Here is a 23,739-nt window from a genome sequence, read left to right as displayed (position 1 = left end):
TAAAACCGTCGTCCTGTTCCTGCCACTGACTGGCGCGCTGATGGGCGAGAACAGCAAACATCCCCATCACCAGCACGCCGAGAAAATACCCTTTGCCGCTGAACAGCGGGCAGGTCCGCCAGATACCGAGCAGATAAACCAGCGATCCTGTCGCCATCATCCCCCTGGCAATATTGCGTTTTGTGATCATCTCACCTCCCTGGTCGACAGGGGCTGATTATGACCGACTCCCTCGGCGATGCCTCAGATTACGTACGACAAAGCGGAGATTTCGGAATAAATAAATACGCATTTATGGATGGATGTAGCCGGGACATTCAGGAAGGGAATCCGTCCGGCGCTGCCGGACGGACTGAGGCTAAGACATCAGCGGTTTCAGTTGCTGATAAATCTGGCGGAAGGTTTCCCGCTGCGGCGCATAGTGGGCCACACGGCGATCGTCCGGGCGATGGGCTTGTTCAAGCGGCAGCGGCTTCAGCAGCCCGGGGCGGTCTGCNNCCGCCAGCTGCGCCAGCCTGGCCGCCCCCAGCGCCGGGCCGACATCGCCCCCGGTACGGTAATCGAGCTGCAGGCCGCTGATATCCGCCAGCATTTGCCGCCAGTAAGCGCTGCGCGCCCCGCCGCCGATAAGCGTGATGCTCTGCGGCTTGATGCCGCAGGCGTGCACCACGTCCATACCATCCGCCAGCGCATAGCCCACCCCTTCCAGCACCGCCCGCGCCAGCTCTGCCGGCCCATGCTGATGCGTCAGGCCAAAAAAGACGCCCTTAGCCTGCGGGTTGTTGTGCGGCGTGCGTTCGCCAGACAGATAGGGCAGGAACCACACCGGACCGGCGCTTTCATCCGCCGTCTGCGCCGCCGCGATCAGCGCCGGCACGCTGGCGAGACCGGTTAATTTTGCCGCCCAGTCCAGACAGGAGGCCGCGCTGAGCATCACCGACATCAAATGCCAGCGGCCCGGCAGGGCATGGCAGAAGCTGTGCACCGCGCTTTCGGGTTTGCTAAGGAACCCTTCACTGACGGCGAAGTAGACGCCAGACGTACCCAGCGACAGCATCGCCTGACCGGCATCGGCCATGCCGACCCCGACCGCGCCCGCGGCGTTGTCGCCCCCGCCGCCCACCACCAGCGCCGGCGGCATATTCCACGCCTGCGCCACCTCAGGTCGCAGTTGCCCGGTGACGTCGCTGCCTTCGAACAGCGCCGGCATCGCATCCNNATCGCATCCCGACTGAGATCGCAGGCGGCGAGCATCTCGTCGCTCCAGTCGCGCCGGGCGACGTCCAGCCACATCGTGCCGGCGGCGTCAGACATATCGCTGGCGAGCTCGCCGGTCATGCGCAGGCGCAGATAATCCTTGGGCAGCAGCACTTTATCGACCTGGCTGAACACTGCCGCCTCGTGGCGCTGTACCCATAAGAGCTTCGGCGCCGTAAAGCCCGGCATCATCAGGTTGCCGGTGATCTGCCGGGAAGCGCTGACTTTGTCTTCCAGCAGCTGGCACTCTTCGGCGCAGCGGCCGTCATTCCATAAAATGGCCGGACGCAACACCTGTAACGATTTATCCAGTAGGGTGGCGCCGTGCATCTGTCCGGCAATGCCCAGCGCCTTCACGTCGCGCAGGCTATGCTGCGCGCCCAGGGCTTTCATCGCCGTGTCCGTCGCCAGCCACCACTGTTCGGGATCTTGCTCCGACCACAGCGGATGCGGACGCGAGACGGTGAGTTTTTCGGTATGCGATGCCACTACCTCACCCTGCTCATTGAGCAGGATGGCTTTGACGCCCGACGTCCCCAGATCGATGCCGATATACATACTCCCTCTCCTTAAACGCGCGCCACGGCTGAGCGTGGCGCGAACAGAGCATCCTGGTTGCGGCGCCGGTCACCCCGGGCGCCGCCGCATGATTACTTGTCAAACAGATAATGGTTGACCAGGTTTTCCAGTTGTTCCTGCTGGCCGCTGCGATGCTGCGGCGCCAGCTGATGCTGAGCGGCATACTGGGCAATATCGCTCAGGGTCATCTGCCCGTTAAGGATCTGCTGCCCCAGCTCACCGTTCCAGCCGGCGTAGCGTCTGGCCACGCGCTTATCCAGTTCGCCGTCCTCGATCATCCGCGCCGCGACCTTCAGCGATAGCGCCATGGTATCCATCGCGCCAATATGACCATAGAACAGATCGTATTTGTCGGTGCTCTGCCGGCGCACTTTCGCATCAAAGTTGAGCCCGCCGGTGGTGAAGCCGCCCGCTTTGAGGATTTCATACATCACCAGCGCGTTCTCTTCGACGCTGTTCGGGAACTGGTCGGTATCCCAGCCCAGCTGCGGATCGCCGCGGTTGGCGTCAACGGAGCCGAACAGCCCCAGCGCAATGGCCGTCGCAATTTCATGATGGAACGAATGGCCGGCGAGCGTGGCATGGTTAGCTTCAATATTCAGTTTAATCTCTTTTTCCAGACCAAACTGTTTGAGGAAGCCGTAAACGGTAGAGGCATCATAGTCATACTGATGCTTGGTCGGCTCCTGCGGTTTGGGCTCAATCAGCAGCGTGCCTTTAAAGCCGATTTTATGCTTATGCTCCACCACCAGCTGCATAAAGCGGCCAATCTGCTCACGCTCCTGGCGCAGGTCGGTATTCAGCAGGGTTTCATAGCCCTCGCGACCGCCCCACAGCACATAGTTTTCACCGCCCAGTTGATGGGTGGCATTCATGGCGGTGACCACCTGGGTGGCCGCCCAGCTAAATACTTCCGGATCCGGGTTGGTGGCCGCGCCGGCGCCGTAGCGCGGGTTGGTAAAGCAGTTTGCGGTCCCCCACAGAAGCTTCACGCCGCTCTGCTGCTGTTTCTCAGCCAGCACCTCGACCATCCGGGCGAAGTTATTGCTGTACTCCTTGAGCGAAGCACCTTCCGGCGAGACGTCAACGTCGTGGAAGCAGTAGTAAGGCACGTTGAGTTTATGGAAGAATTCGAACGCCACATCGGCTTTGCGTTTGGCCATCTCCAGGGCGTCGCCAGGCTGCTGCCAGGGACGATCAAAGGAGCCCACGCCAAACATATCGGCGCCATTCCAGCAGAAGGTGTGCCAGTAACAGGCCGCAAAACGCAGATGATCTTCCATCCGTTTGCCCAGCACCAGTTCATCCGGGTTGTAATGACGGAAAGCCAGCGGGTTAGTGGATTTCGGGCCTTCGTAACGAACGCGATCGAGTTGATCGAAATAGGTCTGCATAGAGAACTCCATATTCAGAGATGCGGCGAATAACCAATCAGATACCCTAAATAATTCGAGTTGCAGGAAGGCGGCAGGAGCGCAAGTCCCCGGTAACCAGGGGCGGAGCAACGAATGTCACCAACCCACCTACAACTTGAAGTATGACGGGTTTAAGCCAATATAGAATTTCGCTTTCATTTTCCTCAATTACGTTATTTCACACCGCCATTGAGAGAATCCACAAACGTGCGCCAGCTCGCAAAAATAATATCCAGTCACCGTTGCGCCGCTTTGTCAGAGACAGTCCAGTGCAATAATAAGAGCGTGCATGAATAAAATACGATCGCCGTCATAATTTGCACATTAAACGAAATTTCATAACGGCAAAATAAGAACCGGTAATTGCCAGCCCTGCTTTCCGCGTTAAGAATCTGTAACGTATCCGCAACCTCATGTATCAAACATTATTTTCCGTTCGTCTTACCTACCCTTACAAAAAAGGTATCGTTATTATGAAGATAAAGAACCTTTGCCTTACGCTTTGCGCCAGCTCCCTCCTGCTCGCCAGCATGGCGGGGATGGCGAAAGAAGTGAAGATTGGCATGGCCATCGACGATCTGCGTCTGGAGCGCTGGCAGAAAGACCGTGATATTTTCGTCAATAAAGCGGAATCCTTAGGCGCCAAAGTTTTTGTCCAGTCCGCTAATGGCAATGAAGAAACGCAGATGTCGCAAATTGAAAACATGATCAACCGCGGCGTCGATGTGTTAGTCATTATTCCTTATAACGGCCAGGTACTCAGTAACGTTATTAAAGAAGCCAAGCAGGAAGGTATTAAAGTCCTGGCCTATGACCGTATGATTAATAATGCCGACATTGATTTCTATATATCTTTCGATAATGAAAAAGTTGGTGAAATGCAGGCGCAAAGTCTGGTCGACAAAGTGCCGCAGGGTAATTATTTCCTGATGGGTGGTTCGCCGGTGGATAATAACGCTAAACTGTTCCGCGCCGGACAGATGAAAGTTCTCAAGCCGTATGTCGATGAAGGCAAAATTAAGATTGTCGGCGATCAGTGGGTTGACGGCTGGCTACCGGAGAACGCGCTGAAAATAATGGAAAACGCGCTAACGGCGAATAATAACAAGATCGATGCCGTGGTCGCCTCCAATGACGCCACCGCCGGCGGCGCCATCCAGGCCTTAACCGCCCAGGGGCTGGCCGGCAAAGTGGCGATCTCCGGTCAGGATGCTGACCTGGCGGGCGTGAAGCGCATTATTTCCGGTACCCAGACGATGACCGTCTATAAACCGATTACCACCCTGGCCACCAACGCCGCTGAAATCGCCGTTGAGCTGGGTAACGATAAGCAGCCGAAGGCCGATACCACGCTGAATAACGGCTTAAAAGACGTCCCTTCGCGCCTGTTAACGCCAATTGAGGTAAATAAAGAGAATATCGACGCCACGGTGATTAAAGACGGTTTCCATAAAAAGAGTGAACTGTAATGGCTGACGCCCCGCTGCGGGGCGTCATTTTCATCCCGCCGGATATCACTGTTGCGGAGTCTTTATGACCTGGCTACTCGAAATGAAGAACATCACCAAAACCTTCGGCGCTGTTAAAGCCGTGGATAACGTCAGCCTGCGCCTGAACGCAGGCGAGGTGGTCTCGTTATGCGGTGAAAATGGGTCGGGGAAATCGACGCTGATGAAGGTGCTGTGCGGTATCTATCCGCACGGAAGCTATGAGGGCGAGATTATTTTTGCCGGCGAAACGCTGCAGGCAAACCATATTCGCGATACCGAACGCAAAGGCATCGCCATTATTCATCAGGAGCTGGCGCTGGTGAAACATCTCACCGTGCTGGAGAATATTTTCCTCGGCGCCGAGATCTCCCGCCATGGTCTGCTGGATTATGAAACCATGACGCTGCGCTGTCAGAAGCTGTTGGCGCAGGTCAATCTGCCCATTTCGCCCGATACCCGCGTCGGCGACCTCGGCCTTGGTCAGCAGCAGTTGGTGGAGATCGCCAAGGCGCTGAATAAACAGGTTCGCCTGCTGATCCTCGACGAACCGACCGCCTCCTTGACCGAACAAGAAACCGCGACGCTGTTGGCGATCGTTCGCGATCTGCAAAACCACGATATCGCCTGCATCTATATCTCGCATAAGCTCAATGAGGTCAAAGCGATCTCCGATACGATCTGCGTGATCCGCGACGGCCAGCACATCGGCACCCGCGATGCCAGCGGCATGAGCGAAGACGATATCATCACCATGATGGTCGGCCGCGAGCTCACCGCGCTCTATCCCAGCGAGCCGCACGCCCACGGCGAGGAGATCCTGCGGGTTGAACATTTAACCGCCTGGCACCCGGTAAACCGCCATATTAAACGGGTCAATGACGTCTCATTTTCCCTGCGTCGCGGAGAAATCCTCGGCATCGCCGGGCTGGTCGGCGCCGGACGTACCGAGGCGGTACAGTGCCTGTTCGGCGTCTGGCCGGGGCGCTGGCAAGGGGAGATCTTTATTGATGGCCAGCCGGTGAGCATCTCTAACTGCCAGCAGGCCATTGCCCACGGCATCGCCATGGTGCCGGAAGACCGCAAAAAAGACGGCATCGTGCCGGTGATGGCGGTGGGCAAAAACATTACCCTCGCGGCGCTCAACCAGTTCACCGGCGCAATGAGCAGCCTGGACGACGCCGCCGAGCAGCACTGCATCCAGCAGTCCATTCAGCGTTTGAAAATTAAAACCTCCTCACCGGAGCTGGCGATTGGCCGTCTGAGCGGCGGCAACCAGCAAAAGGCGATTCTGGCGCGCTGTCTGCTGCTCAATCCGCGCATTCTGATCCTCGACGAACCCACCCGTGGCATCGATATCGGGGCGAAGTATGAAATTTATAAACTGATTAACCAGCTGGTGCAGCAGGGCATCGCGGTCATTGTCATTTCATCCGAACTGCCCGAGGTGCTCGGTCTCAGCGATCGGGTGCTGGTCATGCACGAAGGCAGACTAAAAGCCAATTTGGTTAATCAACATCTGACCCAGGAACAGGTGATGGAAGCCGCGCTGAGGAGCGAACGCCATGTCGAAGAACACGTCGTCTGAAATCAAACTCACCCCAACCGCCCCCGCGGCCCTGCCGGCGCTAAAAGGGCTGAATCTCCAGGTCTTCGTGATGATCGCCGCCATCGTCGTCATTATGCTGTTTTTCACCTGGGTTACCGATGGCGCCTACCTGAGCGCACGCAATATCTCCAACCTGCTGCGGCAGACGNNATTCTGGTGACGCTGGTGATGGGCCTGCTGCTCGGCGCGTGGAACGGATGGTGGGTAGCCTATCGCAAGGTGCCCTCGTTTATCGTCACCCTTGCCGGGATGCTGGCGTTTCGCGGCATTCTGATCGGCATCACCAACGGGACCACCGTCTCGCCCACCAGTCCGGCGATGTCGCAGATCGGCCAAAGCTACCTGCCAGACGGCATCGGCTTCGGCATCGGCGTTGTCGGCATGGCGGTGTTTATCGTCTGGCAGTGGCGCGGGCGGATGCGCCGGCAGGCGTTAGGTCTGGCGACCTCGTCCTCCACCGCCGCCGTCGGCCGCCAGGCCATTACCGCGGTGATTGTGCTGGGCGCAATCTGGCTGCTCAATGACTATCGCGGCGTACCGACCCCGGTGCTGATCCTCGCCGCCCTGCTGCTGGCGGGCCTGTTTATGGCCACCCGCACCGCCTTTGGTCGCCGCATCTACGCCATCGGCGGCAACCTGGAGGCGGCCCGTCTGTCCGGGATTAACGTCGAGCGTACCAAGCTGGCGGTGTTTGCCATTAACGGCCTGATGGTCGCCATTGCCGGGCTAATCCTCAGCTCACGGCTCGGCGCGGGGTCGCCTTCGGCGGGCAATATCGCCGAACTGGACGCCATCGCCGCCTGCGTCATCGGCGGCACCAGCCTGGCGGGCGGCATCGGCAGCGTCGCCGGGGCGGTAATGGGGGCGTTTATTATGTCGGCCCTGGATAACGGCATGAGCATGATGGACGTCGCCACCTTCTGGCAATATATCGTTAAAGGCGCCATTTTGCTGCTGGCGGTGTGGATGGACTCTGCCACCAAGCGGCGCGCATAAGCAGAGACTCTCTGAAGAATGTCTGAATTCTTTGCGCTACCGCCAAACTTCGCCATAAGGCGCTTGAAATATCTCGGGCATTAGCCGGTAGTGTATACCCAACATCATTCGGGTTGCAGACGACGCCCCCGGCCGCGTACCGGCGTACGTGGCCGGGATGAGTGGTAAGTCAGGCCATCGGCAACATCTTGAATGAAGGGGTATGACCGGGGTTAGAGCAGGAACATTATCTATGTTTGAAAAGCGTCACCGTATTACGCTGTTATTTAACGCCAACAAAGCTTATGACCGCCAGGTAGTTGAAGGTGTCGGCGAGTATCTGCAGGCCTCCCAGTTGGAGTGGGATATCTTTATTGAAGAGGACTTTCGGGCACGCATCGAAAACATCAAAGAGTGGTTGGGCGATGGCGTTATCGCCGACTATGACGATCCCGAAATCGAAAAGCTGCTGGCCGATGTCCACGTGCCCATCGTCGGCGTCGGCGGATCTTATCATCAGCCAGAGCAGTACCCGCCGGTCCACTATATCGCCACCGACAACGCCGCGCTGGTGGAAAGCGCTTTTCTCCATTTGAAGGAAAAAGGGGTGCACCGCTTCGCGTTTTACGGACTCCCCACCTCCAGCGGTAAACGCTGGGCGGTAGAGCGCGAGTATGCCTTCTGCCAGCTGGTCGCGAAGGAGAAGTATCGCGGCGTGGTCTACCAGGGGCTGGAGACAGCGCCGGAGAACTGGCAGCACGCGCAAAACCGGCTCGCCGACTGGCTGCAAACCCTGCCGCCGCAAACCGGCATCATCGCCGTCACCGACGCCCGCGCCCGCCACGTCCTGCAGGCCTGCGAGCTGCTGCATATCCCGGTGCCAGAGAAACTGTGCGTTATCGGCATCGATAACGAGGAGCTAACCCGCTATCTCTCTCGCGTCGCCCTCTCCTCTGTCGCCCAGGGCACCCGCCAGATGGGTTATCAGGCGGCAAAATTACTCCACCGGCTGTTGAATAACGAGGCCCTCCCGCTGCAACGCCAGCTGATCCCGCCGATGCGCGTCGTTGAGCGACGCTCCACCGACTACCGGTCGTTAAACGATCCCTCCGTGATACAGGCGATGCATTACATTCGCAACAATGCCTGCAAAGGCATCAAGGTGGAACAGGTGCTCGACGCCGTGGGCATCTCTCGCTCTAATCTGGAAAAACGCTTCAAAGAGGAGGTCGGGGAGACCATCCACACGGTGATCCACAGCGAAAAACTGGAAAAGGCGCGCAGCCTGCTGGTGTCCACTAGTCTGTCGATCAATGAGATTTCGCAGATGTGCGGCTATCCGTCGCTGCAATATTTCTATTCGGTGTTTAAGAAGGAGTACGACGTGACGCCGAAGGAGTACCGCGATCGGCACAGCGAGGTGATGCTGTAGGGTAAAAAAATGCCCGGCGACAAGGCCGGGCATCCGGATTACAGATGGGCGGCGATGAGCCGCTGATTGTCCTGATACATCGCGAAGAGATAGTTGTTGTAGCTCGACCCTTTGGTCGAATATCCCTTCAGCTTATGAATCATGGTGCTGGCAGTTACTTCCTGATCCGCCTTGCGCAGCTGCAGGCGCGACTTGCGGAAAGAAGAATAGGCCGGGTGGGTGTTCAGGTTGGTGACATAAGCCTGCACCGACTGCTCTACCGACTCAAACTGCGAGTAACCTTTCATCGCGCCGCGGCAGCGACCGGCGCCGCACTTCATGCCGAACAGGTTGTTATTCTCGCGCGCCAGCCTGGAGGTACCCCAGCCACTTTCCGCCGCCGCCATGGTCGCCACCATGCTGTTCGGAATAATGTCGACACGCTCAAGCAGCGCGTTCCAGGGCACATGACGCGTATTGCCTGACCACTTCACCTTATAGCGGGAAGCGATATCCTTCAGGCGCGCCTTCTCAGTCGGCGACCAGCGAGCATCGTACTGCTTGGAAATAAGCCAGTTACGATCCGCAGTAATCGCCTGATTCTGCTTGGTAATATAAGGCATGACCGTCCGGAGAAACGCTTTTTTCCTTGGTGTTCCGGAAGGGTATTTTCGCAAGTCAGGAAGTGAACTGCTCTTTACACTATTGCGAGAATACTCTTGTTTACTGCTTACCTTAGTACTACTTATCTTCTTTACCGTTGGGGCTTTATGACTCTTTGTCGCTGTGTGCGTTGTCGCCAACACACTACCTGAAAAGATGCAGGTTAGTAACATAAGTATGGCGGCCCCATATCGTCGTATGGGATTCGATATCATCAGGTCTCCTGGTCGGATATATGCATTCCAACACCTTGTTTTTCACAAAAAAACGATAGCTGAATCGCTAATAGTATCAAAAATACGCACTGAGGGCATCAACAGAAATAGTCCAATTCCGAATTGCTGTCATCTGAAATCGGTTTCTGCGGCGCATCGCCAGCGCGAAAATGCTAGCTTCGTCTCATTTTTAGCCTATTTTTTGAGCGGTGTCACTCACCCCTTTTCATCCTCCTGGTAAAACGCGCGTCAGGAGGAGTTCACCCGCGCGGCGACAAGGCACACTAGATAAAAACCGCTCACAGGATCTCGCAATGAAACTCGCTGCGCTTGCCACGTTATTCGTGCCTGGGATGGCCTTTGCCGCCTGGACTACCACCGACTTTCCTGCTTTTACCGAAGAAGGGACCGGCCGATTCATCAGCCAGAAAGTGGTTGAGAAGGGTACACGTCCCCTGCAGCTAAATTTTGACCAGCAGTGCTGGCAGCCTTCCGGCGGCATTAAGCTCAACCAGATGCTGTCCATGGAGCCCTGTCGCGGCACACCGCCGCAATGGCGCATCTTCCGCCAGGGTCTGTATACTCTGGAGGTGGATACCCGTTCCGGCACGCCAACGATGATGATTTCGCTGGAGGAAAAAGAGACCAGCGCCGCGGCGCCGCAGATCCGCCAGTGTCCGAAGTGGGACGGAAAACCGCTGACCATCGACGTCAGCAAAACCTTCGCCGAGGGCAGCAAGGTCCGCGATTTCTACAGCGGCAATGTCGCGACCGTCAGCGGCGGCAAAATCACCCTGCAGCCCGCCTTCGGCAGCAATGGCCTGCTGCTACTCGAGCGTGCCGAGACCGCCGCCCCGGCGCCGTTTGACTGGCACAATGCCACCGTCTACTTCGTCCTGACCGATCGCTTCGTAAACGGTAACCCGGCCAACGACAACAGCTATGGTCGCCATAAAGACGGCATGCAGGAGATCGGCACCTTCCACGGCGGCGACCTGCAGGGATTAACCAGCAAGCTGGATTATCTGCAGCAGATGGGAGTTAACGCCCTGTGGATCAGTTCCCCGCTCGAGCAGATCCACGGCTGGGTCGGCGGCGGCACGAAGGGCGATTTCCCTCACTACGCCTACCACGGCTATTACACCCAGGACTGGTCGAAACTGGACGCCAACATGGGGACCGAAGCGGATCTCCGCCGACTGGTGGATGAAGCGCATAAGCGCGGAATACGTATTCTGTTCGACGTGGTGATGAACCATGCCGGCTACGCCACCCTGGCCGATATGCAGGAGTTCCAGTTCGGCTCCCTGTATCTGCAAGGAGATGAGCTGAAAAAAACTCTCGGCGAGCGCTGGACGGACTGGAAGCCGGGCGCGGGACAGACCTGGCACAGCTTTAACGACTATATCAACTTCAGCGACAAAGCCGGGTGGGAGAAATGGTGGGGTAAGAAGTGGATCCGCACCGATATCGGCGATTACGACAATCCGGGCTATGACGATCTCACCATGTCGCTGGCCTTCCTGCCGGACCTGAAAACCGAATCGAAGGAGATCTCAGGCCTGCCGAACTTCTATAGCCATAAACCAGACACCGCAGCGAAAGCGATCCCGGGCTATACGCCGCGCGACTATCTGACACACTGGCTGAGCCAGTGGGTACGTGACTACGGCATCGATGGCTTCCGCGTCGATACCGCCAAACATGTGGAGATGGACGCCTGGCAGCAGTTAAAAACCCAGGCCACCGCCGCGCTGGCGGAGTGGAAGAAAGCCAATCCGGATAAAGCGCTGGATGCGGCGCCGTTCTGGATGACCGGCGAAGCCTGGGGACATGGAGTGATGCAGAGCGATTATTATCGCCACGGTTTTGATGCGATGATCAATTTCGACTACCAGGACCAGGCGGCGAAAGCGGCGACCTGTATGGCCAATATTGACCTCACCTGGCAGCAAATGGCGGACAAGCTGCAGAGCTTTAACGTCCTGAGCTACCTCTCCTCGCACGATACGCGGCTGTTCCGCGAAGGCGGCACCACCGCGGCGGAGCTACTGCTGCTGGCCCCTGGCGCCGTGCAGATTTTCTATGGCGACGAATCATCGCGCCCGTTCGGCCCCACCGGCTCGGACCCGCTGCAGGGTACCCGCTCGGAGATGAACTGGCAGGATGTCAACGGCAAGGCGGCCCGCAGCGTTACCCACTGGCAGAAGATCGGCCAGTTCCGCGCTCGCCATCCGGCAATCGGCATGGGCAAACAGACAACGCTGTCGATGTCGCGTGGTTACGGGTTCGTGCGTGAGAGCGGTGAAGACAAAGTGATGGTCATCTGGGCCGGACAGCAGCAGTAATCCACAGGTGGCTCTCCGCCCTGGCGGGGAGCCATTCAGAACAAAACGCTAACAAAATAGCAATTTACAGGATAAAGATAAAAAGCCGCCTCCTCCCGCCGATTTGCACCACGCCAGCGCTGGCGTTATGGTTAGCCACTTTCCAGAACCACCGATAGACTATTCGCGATGACATTTTCCCTTTTCGGCGACAAATTCACCCGTCATTCAGGCATCACCCGCTTGATGGAAGACCTTAATGACGGTCTGCGCACGCCGGGCGCTATTATGCTGGGCGGCGGCAACCCCGCTCAGATCCCGGAAATGAATGACTACTTCCAGCAGCTGCTGGCCGACATGCTGGATAATGGCAAAGCCCTTGATGCGCTTTGTAATTATGATGGTCCACAGGGCAAAAGCGAGCTGCTGGCTCTGCTGGCGAATATGCTGCGCGACGAGCTGGGCTGGGAGATCGAACCACAGAATATTGCGCTAACAAACGGCAGTCAGAGCGCATTTTTCTACTTATTTAATCTGTTTGCAGGCCGTCGGGCAGATGGCACCACCCGTAAGGTACTGTTCCCACTGACGCCGGAATATATCGGCTACGCCGATGCCGGTCTGGAAGAGGATCTGTTCGTTGCCACCCGGCCGAACATCGAACTACTGCCGGAAGGCCAGTTTAAGTACCATGTTGATTTTGAGCATCTGCAGGTGACGGAAGAGACCGGGATGATCTGCGTCTCGCGCCCCACCAACCCGACCGGCAACGTCATCACTGATGAAGAGCTGATCAAACTGGATGCGCTGGCGAATCAGCACGGGGTCCCGCTGGTGATTGATAACGCCTACGGTGTACCGTTCCCGGGCATTATCTTTAGCGACGCCCGACCGCTGTGGAATCCGAACATCGTGCTGTGTATGAGCCTGTCCAAGCTGGGCCTGCCGGGCAGCCGCTGCGGGATTATCATCGCCAACGAAAAAATCATCACCGCCATCAGCAACATGAACGGCATTATCAGCCTCGCCCCTGGCGGCATCGGGCCGGCAATGATGTGCGAAATGATTAAACGACAGGATCTGCTGCGCCTGTCAGAGACGGTGATCAAGCCCTTCTATTACCAGCGGGTGCAGGAAACCATCGCCATTATTCGCCGCTATCTGCCGGAGGAGCGCTGCCTTATTCACAAACCGGAGGGGGCAATCTTCCTCTGGCTGTGGTTTAAGGATCTGCCGATCTCCACCGAGCTGCTGTATCAGCGGCTGAAAAAGCGCGGCGTGCTGATGGTGCCGGGGGATTACTTCTTCCCTGGTCTGGATAAACCGTGGCCGCACACCCACCAGTGTATGCGCATGAACTATGTACCGGACCCGCAAAAAATCGAAGCCGGAGTGAAAATCCTCGCCGAAGAGGTTGAATTTGCCTGGCGCGAACAGGAAGCATAATCTCTGACGCCGCGGGCGGGTAACGTTCGTCAGCGACCCCATTCACGCCAGCGCCAGCCGCTGGCGTTTTTGCGCGCATAGCGCTTCCAGCTCCGCGGGAACCATCACCCGCAGCGCCTGTGTCGGGCAGGCGGCCACGCAGGCCGGTCCTTCGGCGCGGTGATGGCATAGATCGCATTTCAACGCCTGCGCCTGCTCGTTCATTACCGTAACGGTCATCGCGCCGTACGGGCAGGCCACCATGCAGCTTTTGCAGCCGATGCAGCGCCGCTGGTCGACCCACCAGACGTCATTGTCGCGCTGAATCGCCCCCTGTGGGCAAACGCTGGCGCAGGGCGCATCCTCGCACTGCCGACAGGCCATCGCCGTCGATATGTCACCGCTTTTCACCACCCGGATACGCGGCGCGAAATGGTTCGTCGACAGGGCGGCGACATCCTGCGCCTGCTGGTGCGCCACCGCGCAGGCCACTTCGCAGGTACGACAGCCGATGCACCGCTGGGCATTGGCAATAAGAAACTGGTTCATCCTCTGCTCCCTGGGGATAAAACCGCAGGGTGCCAGAATATCCCCTGCCCGCGCTTTGATCCTGAATGGAATCAGCGCTGTTTTTTGTCAGATGGCCTGCAGGATGTGGTCATTTGCCTGACGCTTCACGCACCGTGAAACCCAGCTCACGCGAAATTGCTTCGGCGGTCTCACGTAGTGGTTTTAACAAGTTCTTTTCGCCAGCTCCCCGGCACGAAGTCCGCCGGGGAGCCGACGTTAATGATTACCGGAACAATGCCTTATCGCGCAGGATATGATCGTTGCCGCGACGGCGGGTGAAGCCAATCCGATCGAAATACTCCAGGATCTGGATCGCCAGCTTCCGCCCGACGTTTAAGGTATCGCGGAAATCCGCCGCGCAGGTTGAACCGCGCAGCCGATCCAGCTCGCGCACCCGCTGGGCGAACTGCACAATGCGATCGTTGCGGTAGTAACGATCCTTGACGATCGCAGTAATCATCCCCTGCTGCGCCGCCTGGCGCAGCACCGCGCGCATCAGTGACTCTTCAACATGGACTTCGCGCGCAAGATCGCGCACCCACCACGGATCGTCGCCGAACAGAGTCTCCACCTTCTGCCAGACCGCCTGCTGCTCGTCGGTAAACCCGGCTTTATGCTCCGGCAAATGCAGCCAGCCGTGATGACTGTGGACTAAGCCGCTCTCGCGCATCTGCTCAATCAGCAGCAGCACCAGCGCTTCATCTTCCATCGGCAGCGCGATGCGGCGCAGGCGCTCCCGGCCAGGGCCCGGCTCGTCTCGATGCTGCTCATGGTAGCGCGCAAGGGCATCCAGCAATTTTCGCTGCCAGCGGGCGGCAAGCGGCGCGCTAAGCAGGCGCTGTCCGGCCTGCAGATAGTCCGGTCGCTGGATCAGGGCCGCCATTCCGGCTTCGCTGAGCTGCCGCGCCCAGGCGAAGTGCTCAAGCCGGACGGCATCCCGCTGCAGATGCAGCTCCAGCGCCTGCGCATCGTCAGCGCCGACCGCTGCCAGGGCGTGCAGCCACTGCAGATATTCCGGTTTACGTTTGCCGCGGCGCGGAGGATCCAGCGTCACCACCCGTGCGCCCGCCAGCGTCAAGCGAGCGGAGATATCGCGGAGCACCAGCCGGTCGTTATCCGCCAGCCACAGCGGAGTATCCAGCACCAGCTCCGCCAGGTTGCCCTCAAGAAGCGACACCCGGCCGGTAATGTGGCTGGCAGCATGGTGAATATGCAGCGGCTGCCACTGGCTGAGCGGCGTATGGCACTGCAGTTCGACAATCACCCGTTCTGCTGGCTCCGGCGGTGGTGAGGAGAGCAGCCAGTCGCCGCGGTGCACTGCCTCTTTTTGCGCATCGCCGACAATATTCAGCGCAATGCGCTGTCCGGCGTGCGCCTGCTCAACCGCTTGATTCTGGGCATGCAGGCCGCGGACGCGCATCGGCGTGTTGACGCCGGTAAGCCATAGGGTATCCCCGACCCGTACTTCGCCGGAGAGCGCCGTCCCGGTGACCACCAGCCCCGCGCCTTTGACGGTAAAAGCGCGATCCAGCGCCAGGCGAAACCGCTGCTGCTGCGGGCGGGGGCGCTCCGCAAGCTGCAGCAGATGGCTGCGCAGTTCCGCAATACCGATGTTTTCCGCCGCCGCGGTGGGAAAGAAAGCGACGGCGTCAAAGCCCAGCTCGCCCAGGGTCTGCTCGACCTCTGCCTGAACCTCCGCCACCCTGGCGGCCGCCACGCGGTCCGTTTTGGTCAGCGCCACGGTCAGCGTCGGCTTTCCGGTCAGCTGCAGGATCGCCAGGTGTTCGCGGGTTTGCGCCATCACCCCGTCATCGCAGGCCACCACCAGCAGCGCATGGTCAATACCGCCCACCCCCGCCAGCATGTTGGACAAAAACTTTTCGTGCCCGGGAACGTCAATAAATCCCAGCACCCGCCCGTCCGGCTGCGGCCAGTAGGCATAGCCGAGATCGATCGTCATTCCCCGCGCTTTCTCCTCCGGCAAACGATCGGCATTCACGCCGGTTATCGCCTGCAGCAGCGTCGTTTTGCCGTGGTCAACATGTCCAGCGGTGGCAATAATCATCGTAACAACATCTCCATAAAGCGGGTTTCATCTTCCAGACAGCGCAGGTCCAGCCAGAGCCGACCGTCATAAATGCGGCCAATCACCGGACACGGCAGCGCGCGCCAGCGGGCCGCCAGCGCCTCCAGCCGGCTACCGCGGCCGTCATGCGGGGTAAAGGTCAACGCCGCGCTGGGCAGGCGGTCGACGGGTAACGAGCCGCTGCCAATCTGCGACTGGCAAGCTGCCACGCTGACGGCAAAATCAGCATAGTGTGCCGCCAGGTCAGGCTGCAGGCGTTCAGCCAGCCGGCGGATCTCCTCCGCCGGACGGGTGAGCAGGCGCAGCGTCGGCAATTTCTCCCTCAGCGCCTCCGGGTGCTGATAGAGGCGCAGCGTAGCCTCCAGCGCTGCGAGGGTCATTTTATCGGCGCGCAGGGCCCGCTTCAGCGGATGGCTTTGCAGCTGGGCAATCAGCGCGCGTTTGCCGACGATAATCCCGGCCTGCGGGCCACCGAGCAGCTTGTCGCCGGAGAAACTGACCAGGCTCACCCCGGCGGCGATCATCTCCTGCGGCATCGGCTCCTTTGGCAGGCCATACTGACTGAGATCCACCAGCGACCCGCTGCCCAGGTCGGCTACCACCGGAACATCCAGTTCGCGGCCAATGGCCGCCAGCTCCGCTTCGTCGACGGCTTTGGTAAAGCCCTCAATACTGTAGTTGCTGGTGTGGACCTTCATCAGCAGCGCGGTATTGTCATTCACCGCCTGGCGATAATCTTTGACATGGGTGCGGTTGGTGGTACCCACTTCGTGCAGCTGGCAACCCGCCTGGCGCATCACGTCGGGGATGCGAAATGCCCCGCCGATCTCCACCAGTTCGCCGCGAGAGACCACCACTTCGCGACCGCTGGCGGTGGCCGCCAGCATCAGCAGAACGGCCGCCGCGTTGTTGTTCACGATACAGGCATCTTCCGCGCCGGTGATCTGGCACAGCAGATCGGCAATGGCGCGATCGCGATGGCCGCGCCCGGCGTCGTCGAGATCATATTCGAGCGTCACCGGCGCGCGCATCGCGCTGGCGACCGCCTCCACAGCCGACTCCGCCTGAATGGCGCGCCCCAGATTGGTATGCAATACCGTACCGGTGAGATTAAACACCGGACGCAGGGCGCTCCGCCGGCCGGCGGTGAGCCGCTGCGCGCAGGCGCTCGGCCAGTCATGGCTCCAGTCAGGGAGCGTCTGCCGTTGGCTAATCTGTTCCCGCGCCTCATCGAGCATCTGGCGCAGCTGCGCCACCACCTGCGAATGGCCGTGCTGCGCCAGCAGGGGAGAAAAAGCGGGGTCGCGTAGTAAGCGGTCAATGGCCGGAAGCCGGGTATAAAGCGCACGAATTTCGGTAGTCATGAATGGGCCTGGCGGTAAGTTATTTTCCCCCCTCCCGACGGGAGAGGGAGTCAACAATCAGCGGCGATTGTAACGCCTCCTTGCGCAAACTGTTACCTGCCTGGGTCAAGTCCGCGGCGGTTCAGTGCGCGCAAAGCTGGCGCGCTGGAACAACGCATCCACCAGCTTCACCAGCTGCGGCCGGGTGGCGCACCAGCCGGGCGCGACCCGGCGAAAGTTCAGATAAGCAATGGCGCAGGCCGTGGAAATGGTCGCCAGATTAACCTCGTCGCCGCGCAGCGTTCCGTCTGCCGCGCAGGCTTCCAGCCTGTCGAGACCGCGAGCCACTTTCTCCCGCTGGCGGAGCAGCTCTTGCTCTGACTGTTGCGCACCCGGGCGAGCCTTTTCACGCACCAGCGCCTGGGCGGCCTCCATCACGCCATCCGCCAGCGCCTCTAGCTGGCGCATCCTGAGAGCGGCTCTGGGGTCGGCGGGGATCATCGGCGGCGCCACACCCAGCAGCTCCAGATACTGGGCGATGACCGGGGAGTCAAACCAGCACTCACCGTCGTCCGTCACCAGCGCCGGTACCTTACCCAGCGGGTTATAGCGCGCCACACCGTTGCTTTCGCTGTAGGGGGATTCGTTGACAAACTCAAATGGGATGCGCTTTTCCAGCAGGATCACCGATATTTTGCGCACAAAGGGACTGGTGTAGCTGCCGATCAGTTTCATAGCCTGCTCCTTATCGCCAACAAATTATCGCCAACAAAGATATGAGTATGGCTCAGGGCAGGACAAAAGGCAGGTGAGCGTCCGGCTCAACCTGCCGCCGATCGCATTAATGATCGAGATAGAGGTAGTGCATCCAGCTGGTCATCCGCAGCAGCACTTTACGCATCACCGAGACGTGGGCGAAATGGTCGGAGTAGACCGCCACCTGCGCGTAGATACCATCGGGTAGAGCTGATAGCCCTTGTTCAAGCGATCGCGTTCCGTCGACACGCGGGTGGTATTGGCCTGGGCCTCAGAGAGCTGCGGCTTGGGGACGTTAATACAGTACAGCGTCGTTACCAGGTTGGCCTGCAGGCGGTAGACTCGCGCCTGATAGGGCGCCGGGTCAATCGTAAATAGCGCCTCGCCTTTCTCGACGCGCTGAGTGGCCCTATCGGTTCGGCTTTACGGGGATTATTTATCTGATTTTATTCATAATATACTGATATTCGCCCCGCTATTTTGAGGATAATTCACGCCTTTCATTTATGCCATCCGGCGTAAAAAAGTTATTCGGCAATTAAGGTTGCTTAGTTACAGGGTCATCCCGGCGTGGAAGCAAAATCGGGCCGAGATCACAGCGGCGTAAACCCCTCGCGAAATTCTTTGTGATCAAAATCACAAACAAACAACAAAAACACGAAACAAAAATGTGACAAATATCACACAAAAAGGCAGATCAGCGGCTAAAAAGGCGCTGTGTTGTTTTTTTACACAGTAATTTTGTGATCATCATCACTACAAAACCCTCTTAGCCCCCTATATTCATGTGATCCAAATCACATAAAAGGGCGCTGGCTGGACAGCTAAACGATTCAGTGCCAGATTTCGCACTATCAATCAGGGCCCGGCTACCTCTGCCGCCACATTAACAACAAACCTCGGGCTTTAAGCCTGCGCGCTACGCAAAACAGAAGAAGGGGTGTTTTATGTCATCCGATATCAAGATCAAAGTGCAAAGCTTTGGTCGTTTCCTCAGCAATATGGTGATGCCGAATATCGGCGCGTTTATCGCGTGGGGTATCATCACCGCGCTTTTCATTCCGACAGGGTGGTTGCCAAACGAAACGCTGGCGAAGCTGGTCGGTCCGATGATCACCTACCTGCTGCCGCTGCTGATCGGTTACACCGGCGGTAAATTAGTCGGCGGCGAACGTGGCGGCGTGGTCGGGGCGATCACCACCATGGGCGTTATCGTCGGCGCGGATATGCCGATGTTCCTCGGCTCCATGATTGCCGGCCCGCTGGGCGGCTACTGCATCAAGAAATTCGATAACTGGGTAGACGGTAAGATCAAATCCGGTTTTGAAATGCTGGTGAATAACTTCTCCGCCGGCATCATCGGGATGATCCTCGCCATTCTGGCCTTCCTCGGCATCGGCCCGGCGGTCGAAGTTCTGTCGAAAATTCTGGCGGCTGGCGTTAACTTTATGGTGGCGCACGACATGCTGCCGCTGGCGTCTATCTTCGTCGAACCGGCAAAAATCCTGTTCCTTAACAACGCCATCAACCACGGTATCTTCTCGCCGCTGGGTATTCAGCAGTCCCACGAGCTGGGTAAATCCATCTTCTTCCTGATTGAAGCTAACCCGGGTCCAGGGATGGGCGTTCTGCTGGCGTACATGTTCTTTGGCCGCGGCAGCGCAAAACAGTCTGCAGGCGGGGCGGCTATCATCCACTTCCTGGGTGGTATCCATGAAATCTACTTCCCGTACGTGCTGATGAACCCGCGCCTGATCCTGGCCGTTATCCTCGGCGGGATGACCGGTGTCTTCACCCTGACTATCCTCAATGGCGGTCTGGTTTCCCCGGCTTCCCCGGGTTCCATTCTGGCGGTACTGGCGATGACGCCGAAAGGCGCCTACTTCGCTAACATCGCCGCGATTATCGCAGCGATGGCGGTCTCCTTCGTGGTCTCTGCGGTTCTGCTCAAGACCAGCAAAGTCAAAGAAGAAGACGATATCGAAGCCGCAACGCGTCGTATGCATGACATGAAAGCGGAATCCAAAGGCGCCAGCCCGCTGGCGGCCGGTAATGTCACCAACGACCTGAGCCATGTGCGTAAAATCATCGTCGCCTGCGACGCCGGGATGGGTTCCAGCGCCATGGGCGCCGGGGTACTGCGCAAGAAAGTGCAGGATGCCGGGCTGAGCAACATCTCGGTCACCAACAGCGCAATCAATAACCTGCCGCCGGATGTTGACCTGGTCATCACCCACCGCGACCTTACCGAGCGCGCCATGCGCCAGGTACCGCAGGCGCAGCATATTTCGCTGACCAACTTCCTCGACAGCGGTCTGTACACCAGCCTGACCGAGCGCCTGGTCGCGGCCCAGCGCCACATCGACAACGAAGTCAAAGTCACCGATAGCCTGAAAGACAGCTTTGACGATACTAACAACAACCTGTTCCAGCTGGGCGCGGATAACATCTTCCTCGGTCGCAAAGCAGCCACCAAAGAAGAAGCCATTCGCTTCGCCGGTGAGCAGCTGGTGAAAGGCGGCTACGTCGAGCCGGAATATGTGCAGGCGATGCTGGATCGCGAAAAACTGACCTCGACCTATCTCGGCGAGTCCATCGCGGTACCGCACGGCACCATCGAAGCGAAGGACCGCGTGCTGAAAACTGGCGTCGTCTTCTGCCAGTACCCGGAAGGCGTGCGCTTCGGTGAAGAAGAAGATGAAGTCGCGCGTCTGGTCATCGGCATCGCCGCTCGTAATAACGAGCACATTCAGGTTATCACCAGTCTGACTAACGCGCTGGATGACGAAACCGTGATTGAGCGCCTGGCGAAAACCACCAGCGTCGACGAAGTTCTGGCACTGTTAAATAAATAATCAGCGCTATCCAACCCTCTCCTTTGGGAGAGGGTTGGGGTGAGGGGAAAGGCCTCACCCCAGCCCTCTCAGGTGAAAACATTAATTGAAGGTTAATACTATGAAAGCATTACATTTTGGCGCAGGTAATATCGGACGTGGCTTTATCGGTAAATTGCTGGCCGACGCGGGCATCGAACTGACGTTTGCCGATGTCAATCAGACCGTACTTGATGCCCTGAATGCCCGTCATAGCTATCAGGTTCACGTCGTCGGTGAGAATGAGCAGGTGGACACCGTCTCCGGCGTCAATGCCGTCAGCAGCATCGGCGATGAGGTTGTGGACCTGATCGCTGAGGTGGATCTGGTCACCACCGCCGTCGGTCCCGTCGTGCTCGAGCGCATCGCGCCAGCGATCGCCAAAGGGCTGGCGCAGCGCAAAGCGCAGGGCACCGAACGCCCGCTGAACATCATCGCCTGCGAAAATATGGTGCGCGGCACCACGCAGTTAAAAGGCCACGTGTTTAACGCGCTGGCGGAAGAAGATAAAGCGTGGGTGGAAGCGCATATCGGCTTTGTCGACTCTGCCGTTGACCGTATTGTGCCGCCATCGGCTTCCGCCACTCATGACCCGCTGGAAGTCACCGTGGAAACCTTTAGCGAATGGATTGTCGATAAGACTCAGTTCAAGGGCGCGCTGCCGACTATCCCGGGGATGGAATTAACTGATAACCTGATGGCATTTGTCGAACGCAAGCTCTTCACCTTGAACACCGGGCATGCTATAACCGCCTACCTCGGAAAACTGGCGGGCCATCAGACGATTCGCGACGCGATCCTCGACAAGAAAATTCGTGCCGTCGTGCAGGGCGCGATGGAAGAGAGCGGCGCGGTGCTGATCAAACGTTACGCCTTTGACCCGCAGAAGCACGCGGCTTATATCCAGAAAATACTTGGCCGTTTCGAGAACCCGTACCTGAAAGACGATGTTGAGCGCGTTGGCCGTCAGCCGCTGCGCAAACTGAGCGCTGGCGACCGTTTAATTAAGCCGCTGCTGGGTACACTGGAATACGGTCTGCCGCACCGCAACCTGGTGAAAGGGATTGCGGCGGCGATGCATTTCCGTAGCGAAGACGATCCGCAGGCGCAGGAGCTGGCGGCACTGATCGCCGACAAGGGGCCGCAGGCCGCGCTGGCGCAGATTTCCGGCCTGGATGCCGCAAGTGATGTCGTCGCGGAGGCCGTTAACGACTACAACGCGGAAAAATGATGCACAACCTGGCGCGACCAACGTCGCGCCCATTACGACTCCTGTCAGATATGCAGGCAATGATGGAAGAAACACAAGCATTTGAAAACCGTGTGCTTGAGCGTCTGAATGCTGGCAAAACCGTACGAAGCTTCCTGATCGCCACCGTCGAGCTGTTAACGGAAGCGGTCAATATTCTGGTGCTTCAGGTGTTCCGTAAAGACGACTACGCGGTGAAATACGCCGTCGAGCCCTTGCTGGAGGGCAGCGGGCCGCTCGGCGATCTCTCTGTACGCCTGAAGCTGATTTATGGCCTTGGGGTAATAAGTCGTGCCGAATATGAAGACGCTGAGCTGCTGATGGCCCTGCGCGAAGAGCTTAACCACGACGGCAATGAGTACAGCTTTACCGACGACGAAATTATCGGTCCGTTCGGCGAGCTGCACTGCGTCGCCGCCCTGCCGCCAACGCCGCAATTTGATGACAGCGATGCCGAACTGCTGGCAATGCAGAAACTGCGTTACCAGCAGATGGTGCGCTCAACGATGGTGCTGTCCCTGACTGAGCTGATTTCACGAATCAGCTTAAAAAAAGCCTTTCAGAAATCAACGCTCTGATTCCGGTTCCGTCTGGTCGCAGGTCGGCCGGTAAAGCTGACGATAATATTCCAGACGCTGCAGGAACAACGCTTCCTTATCCTGAGGAATGTCTCGCGGTACATGCTGCAGACGCGGAGACTTTTTCAAATACTCCATAAACGCCTGACTGGAAGCCATAAAATCAACCGCTTTGTCGATTAAACGTGGTACGCCGTCGCCGATCTTTGCCATCACGTCCTCCTTTTGGGAATAATCTGATTAAGCATTAGCCAATTCACCAGCGTGGGTTAAGGAAAACGTGCTTATCTGCCGACAGGCTTCACAGAAATGAAATTAGAACGGGTATTAGGCGGAATATTAATAAAATTCAAATTATTAGCGATAAATGATATTGCATTCCGCGGGCGACAAACGGCGAATTTTTGATAAATAGCTATCAACAATAGCGGTCACGGCACATACTATAGGCGAATGAAGCCCCTTTATTAACAGATCAAATCACCATGAAAGAAGTCGAAAAGAATGAAATCAAGCGTCTGAGCGATCGTCTCGACGCCATCCGCCACCAGCAGGCCGAGCTGTCGCTGGTGGAAGCCGCCGATAAATACGCTGAACTGGAAAAAGAAAAAGCCACTCTGGAAACGGAGATTGAACGTCTGCGTTCCGTCCAGAGCCAGAAGCTGAGCAAAGAGGCGCAGAAGCTGATGAGCCTGCCGTTCCGCCGCGCGATTACCAAAAAAGAGCAGGCCGATATGGGCAAGCTGAAGAAAAGCGTTCGCGGCCTGGTGGTTGTCCATCCGATGACCGCCCTGGGCCGGGAAATGGGTCTGAAAGAGATGACCGGTTTCGCCCGCAGCGAATTTTGATCCCCAGCCCTCTCCGTACGGAGAGGGCTATTCTGTCTTCACTCCCCCACATTTTTACCTTCAGCCGGGTCGA

The 23,739-nt window shown here is 58.0% G+C and carries 17 protein-coding genes and 4 pseudogenes; 10 read left to right on the top strand and 11 right to left on the bottom strand.

Features of this window, described 5'->3' with window-relative positions:
- From KHQ28_RS04770 to xylA, 3 genes and pseudogenes are all read right to left on the bottom strand, one after another.
- Positions 1–190 (bottom strand): YiaA/YiaB family inner membrane protein (locus tag KHQ28_RS04770; RefSeq protein ID WP_266097863.1); only part of this gene is annotated, 190 nt, incomplete at its 3' end.
- Positions 191–358: 168 nt separating this feature from the next.
- Positions 359–1,815: pseudogene (gene xylB, locus KHQ28_RS04765) on the bottom strand (xylulokinase).
- Positions 1,816–1,907: 92 nt separating this feature from the next.
- Positions 1,908–3,230 carry a xylose isomerase gene (xylA, locus tag KHQ28_RS04760; RefSeq protein ID WP_002922139.1) on the bottom strand — a complete coding sequence of 441 codons (1,323 nt, stop codon included), beginning with the start codon at positions 3,228–3,230 and terminating at the stop codon, positions 1,908–1,910.
- Between the two features lie 494 nt (positions 3,231–3,724).
- Here xylA and xylF point away from each other — a divergent pair, with 494 nt between their 5' ends.
- From xylF to xylR, 4 genes and pseudogenes are all read left to right on the top strand, one after another.
- Positions 3,725–4,720, top strand: a complete 996-nt coding sequence (gene xylF / locus KHQ28_RS04755) for a D-xylose ABC transporter substrate-binding protein (RefSeq protein ID WP_004210164.1) — start codon at positions 3,725–3,727, stop codon at positions 4,718–4,720.
- 64 nt (positions 4,721–4,784) lie between these two features.
- Positions 4,785–6,326, top strand: a complete 1,542-nt coding sequence (locus KHQ28_RS04750; RefSeq protein WP_002922346.1) for a xylose ABC transporter ATP-binding protein — start codon at positions 4,785–4,787, stop codon at positions 6,324–6,326.
- Positions 6,304–7,343: pseudogene (locus tag KHQ28_RS04745) on the top strand (sugar ABC transporter permease). The gene KHQ28_RS04750 and the pseudogene KHQ28_RS04745 overlap by 23 nt, the downstream one beginning before the upstream one ends.
- 232 nt (positions 7,344–7,575) lie before the next feature.
- The gene (xylR, locus tag KHQ28_RS04740; protein WP_004145231.1) at positions 7,576–8,754 is read left to right on the top strand and encodes a D-xylose utilization transcriptional activator XylR; all 1,179 of its coding nucleotides are present in this window, start codon (positions 7,576–7,578) and stop codon (positions 8,752–8,754) included.
- Between the two features lie 38 nt (positions 8,755–8,792).
- On the opposite strand, the gene KHQ28_RS04735 is transcribed toward xylR, so the two are convergent.
- Positions 8,793–9,611: a protein bax gene (locus KHQ28_RS04735; protein ID WP_004188166.1), complete on the bottom strand. Its 819-nt coding sequence runs from the start codon at positions 9,609–9,611 to the stop codon at positions 8,793–8,795.
- A 314-nt stretch (positions 9,612–9,925) separates the two neighbouring features.
- Between KHQ28_RS04735 and KHQ28_RS04730 the strand changes: the two genes are divergently transcribed.
- Both KHQ28_RS04730 and avtA read left to right on the top strand, forming a co-directional pair.
- The gene (locus tag KHQ28_RS04730) at positions 9,926–11,959 is read left to right on the top strand and encodes an alpha-amylase (RefSeq protein WP_009484611.1); all 2,034 of its coding nucleotides are present in this window, start codon (positions 9,926–9,928) and stop codon (positions 11,957–11,959) included.
- Between the two features lie 168 nt (positions 11,960–12,127).
- Positions 12,128–13,384: a valine--pyruvate transaminase gene (gene avtA, locus KHQ28_RS04725; protein ID WP_002922359.1), complete on the top strand. Its 1,257-nt coding sequence runs from the start codon at positions 12,128–12,130 to the stop codon at positions 13,382–13,384.
- A 42-nt stretch (positions 13,385–13,426) separates the two neighbouring features.
- Here avtA and KHQ28_RS04720 read toward each other — a convergent pair whose 3' ends face one another.
- The 6 genes and pseudogenes from KHQ28_RS04720 to KHQ28_RS29075 form a co-directional block, all read right to left on the bottom strand.
- Positions 13,427–13,912, bottom strand: coding sequence for a 4Fe-4S dicluster domain-containing protein (locus KHQ28_RS04720; RefSeq protein WP_023159015.1), 486 nt, complete (start codon positions 13,910–13,912; stop codon positions 13,427–13,429).
- A gap of 109 nt (positions 13,913–14,021) precedes the next feature.
- Positions 14,022–14,114: pseudogene (locus tag KHQ28_RS04715) on the bottom strand (IclR family transcriptional regulator); the annotation flags it as partial.
- Between the two features lie 42 nt (positions 14,115–14,156).
- Positions 14,157–15,998, bottom strand: coding sequence for a selenocysteine-specific translation elongation factor (gene selB, locus KHQ28_RS04710; RefSeq protein ID WP_004173923.1), 1,842 nt, complete (start codon positions 15,996–15,998; stop codon positions 14,157–14,159).
- A complete protein-coding gene (selA, locus tag KHQ28_RS04705; RefSeq protein ID WP_032418274.1) occupies positions 15,995–17,383 on the bottom strand; it encodes an L-seryl-tRNA(Sec) selenium transferase in 1,389 nt (462 codons plus the stop codon). Before selA ends, selB begins: the two co-directional genes overlap by 4 nt.
- 105 nt (positions 17,384–17,488) lie before the next feature.
- Positions 17,489–18,097 (bottom strand): glutathione S-transferase, encoded by a 609-nt coding sequence (locus KHQ28_RS04700; RefSeq protein ID WP_004145238.1) that lies wholly within the window; start codon positions 18,095–18,097, stop codon positions 17,489–17,491.
- 106 nt (positions 18,098–18,203) lie between these two features.
- Positions 18,204–18,335 (bottom strand): annotated as a pseudogene (locus KHQ28_RS29075) (hypothetical protein); the annotation flags it as partial.
- A gap of 730 nt (positions 18,336–19,065) precedes the next feature.
- Between KHQ28_RS29075 and mtlA the strand changes: the two are divergent.
- The 3 genes from mtlA (at position 19,066) to mtlR (ending at position 22,818) form a co-directional block, all read left to right on the top strand.
- Positions 19,066–20,973: a PTS mannitol transporter subunit IICBA gene (gene mtlA / locus KHQ28_RS04695; RefSeq protein ID WP_002922397.1), complete on the top strand. Its 1,908-nt coding sequence runs from the start codon at positions 19,066–19,068 to the stop codon at positions 20,971–20,973.
- Positions 20,974–21,073: 100 nt separating this feature from the next.
- A complete protein-coding gene (mtlD, locus tag KHQ28_RS04690; protein ID WP_019705056.1) occupies positions 21,074–22,222 on the top strand; it encodes a mannitol-1-phosphate 5-dehydrogenase in 1,149 nt (382 codons plus the stop codon).
- Entirely contained in the window at positions 22,222–22,818 is a 597-nt protein-coding gene (gene mtlR / locus KHQ28_RS04685) for a mannitol operon repressor MtlR (protein WP_002922401.1), read from the top strand. The genes mtlD and mtlR overlap by 1 nt, the downstream gene beginning before the upstream one ends.
- Here the strand turns inward: mtlR and KHQ28_RS04680 are convergent.
- Positions 22,807–23,031, bottom strand: coding sequence for a hypothetical protein (locus KHQ28_RS04680; protein ID WP_002922402.1), 225 nt, complete (start codon positions 23,029–23,031; stop codon positions 22,807–22,809). The genes mtlR and KHQ28_RS04680 overlap by 12 nt on opposite strands.
- Positions 23,032–23,303: 272 nt before the next feature.
- Between KHQ28_RS04680 and KHQ28_RS04675 the strand changes: the two genes are divergently transcribed.
- On the top strand, positions 23,304–23,666 hold the full coding sequence (locus KHQ28_RS04675) for a YibL family ribosome-associated protein (protein ID WP_002922410.1): 363 nt from the start codon (positions 23,304–23,306) through the stop codon (positions 23,664–23,666).
- Positions 23,667–23,739: the final 73 nt, after the last annotated feature.

Origin of the sequence: Klebsiella sp. 28, from assembly GCF_018223905.1 — a bacterium.
In the GTDB taxonomy this organism is placed as follows: domain Bacteria; phylum Pseudomonadota; class Gammaproteobacteria; order Enterobacterales; family Enterobacteriaceae; genus Klebsiella; species Klebsiella pneumoniae.
This window is presented reverse-complemented; position numbering and strand designations above follow the sequence as displayed.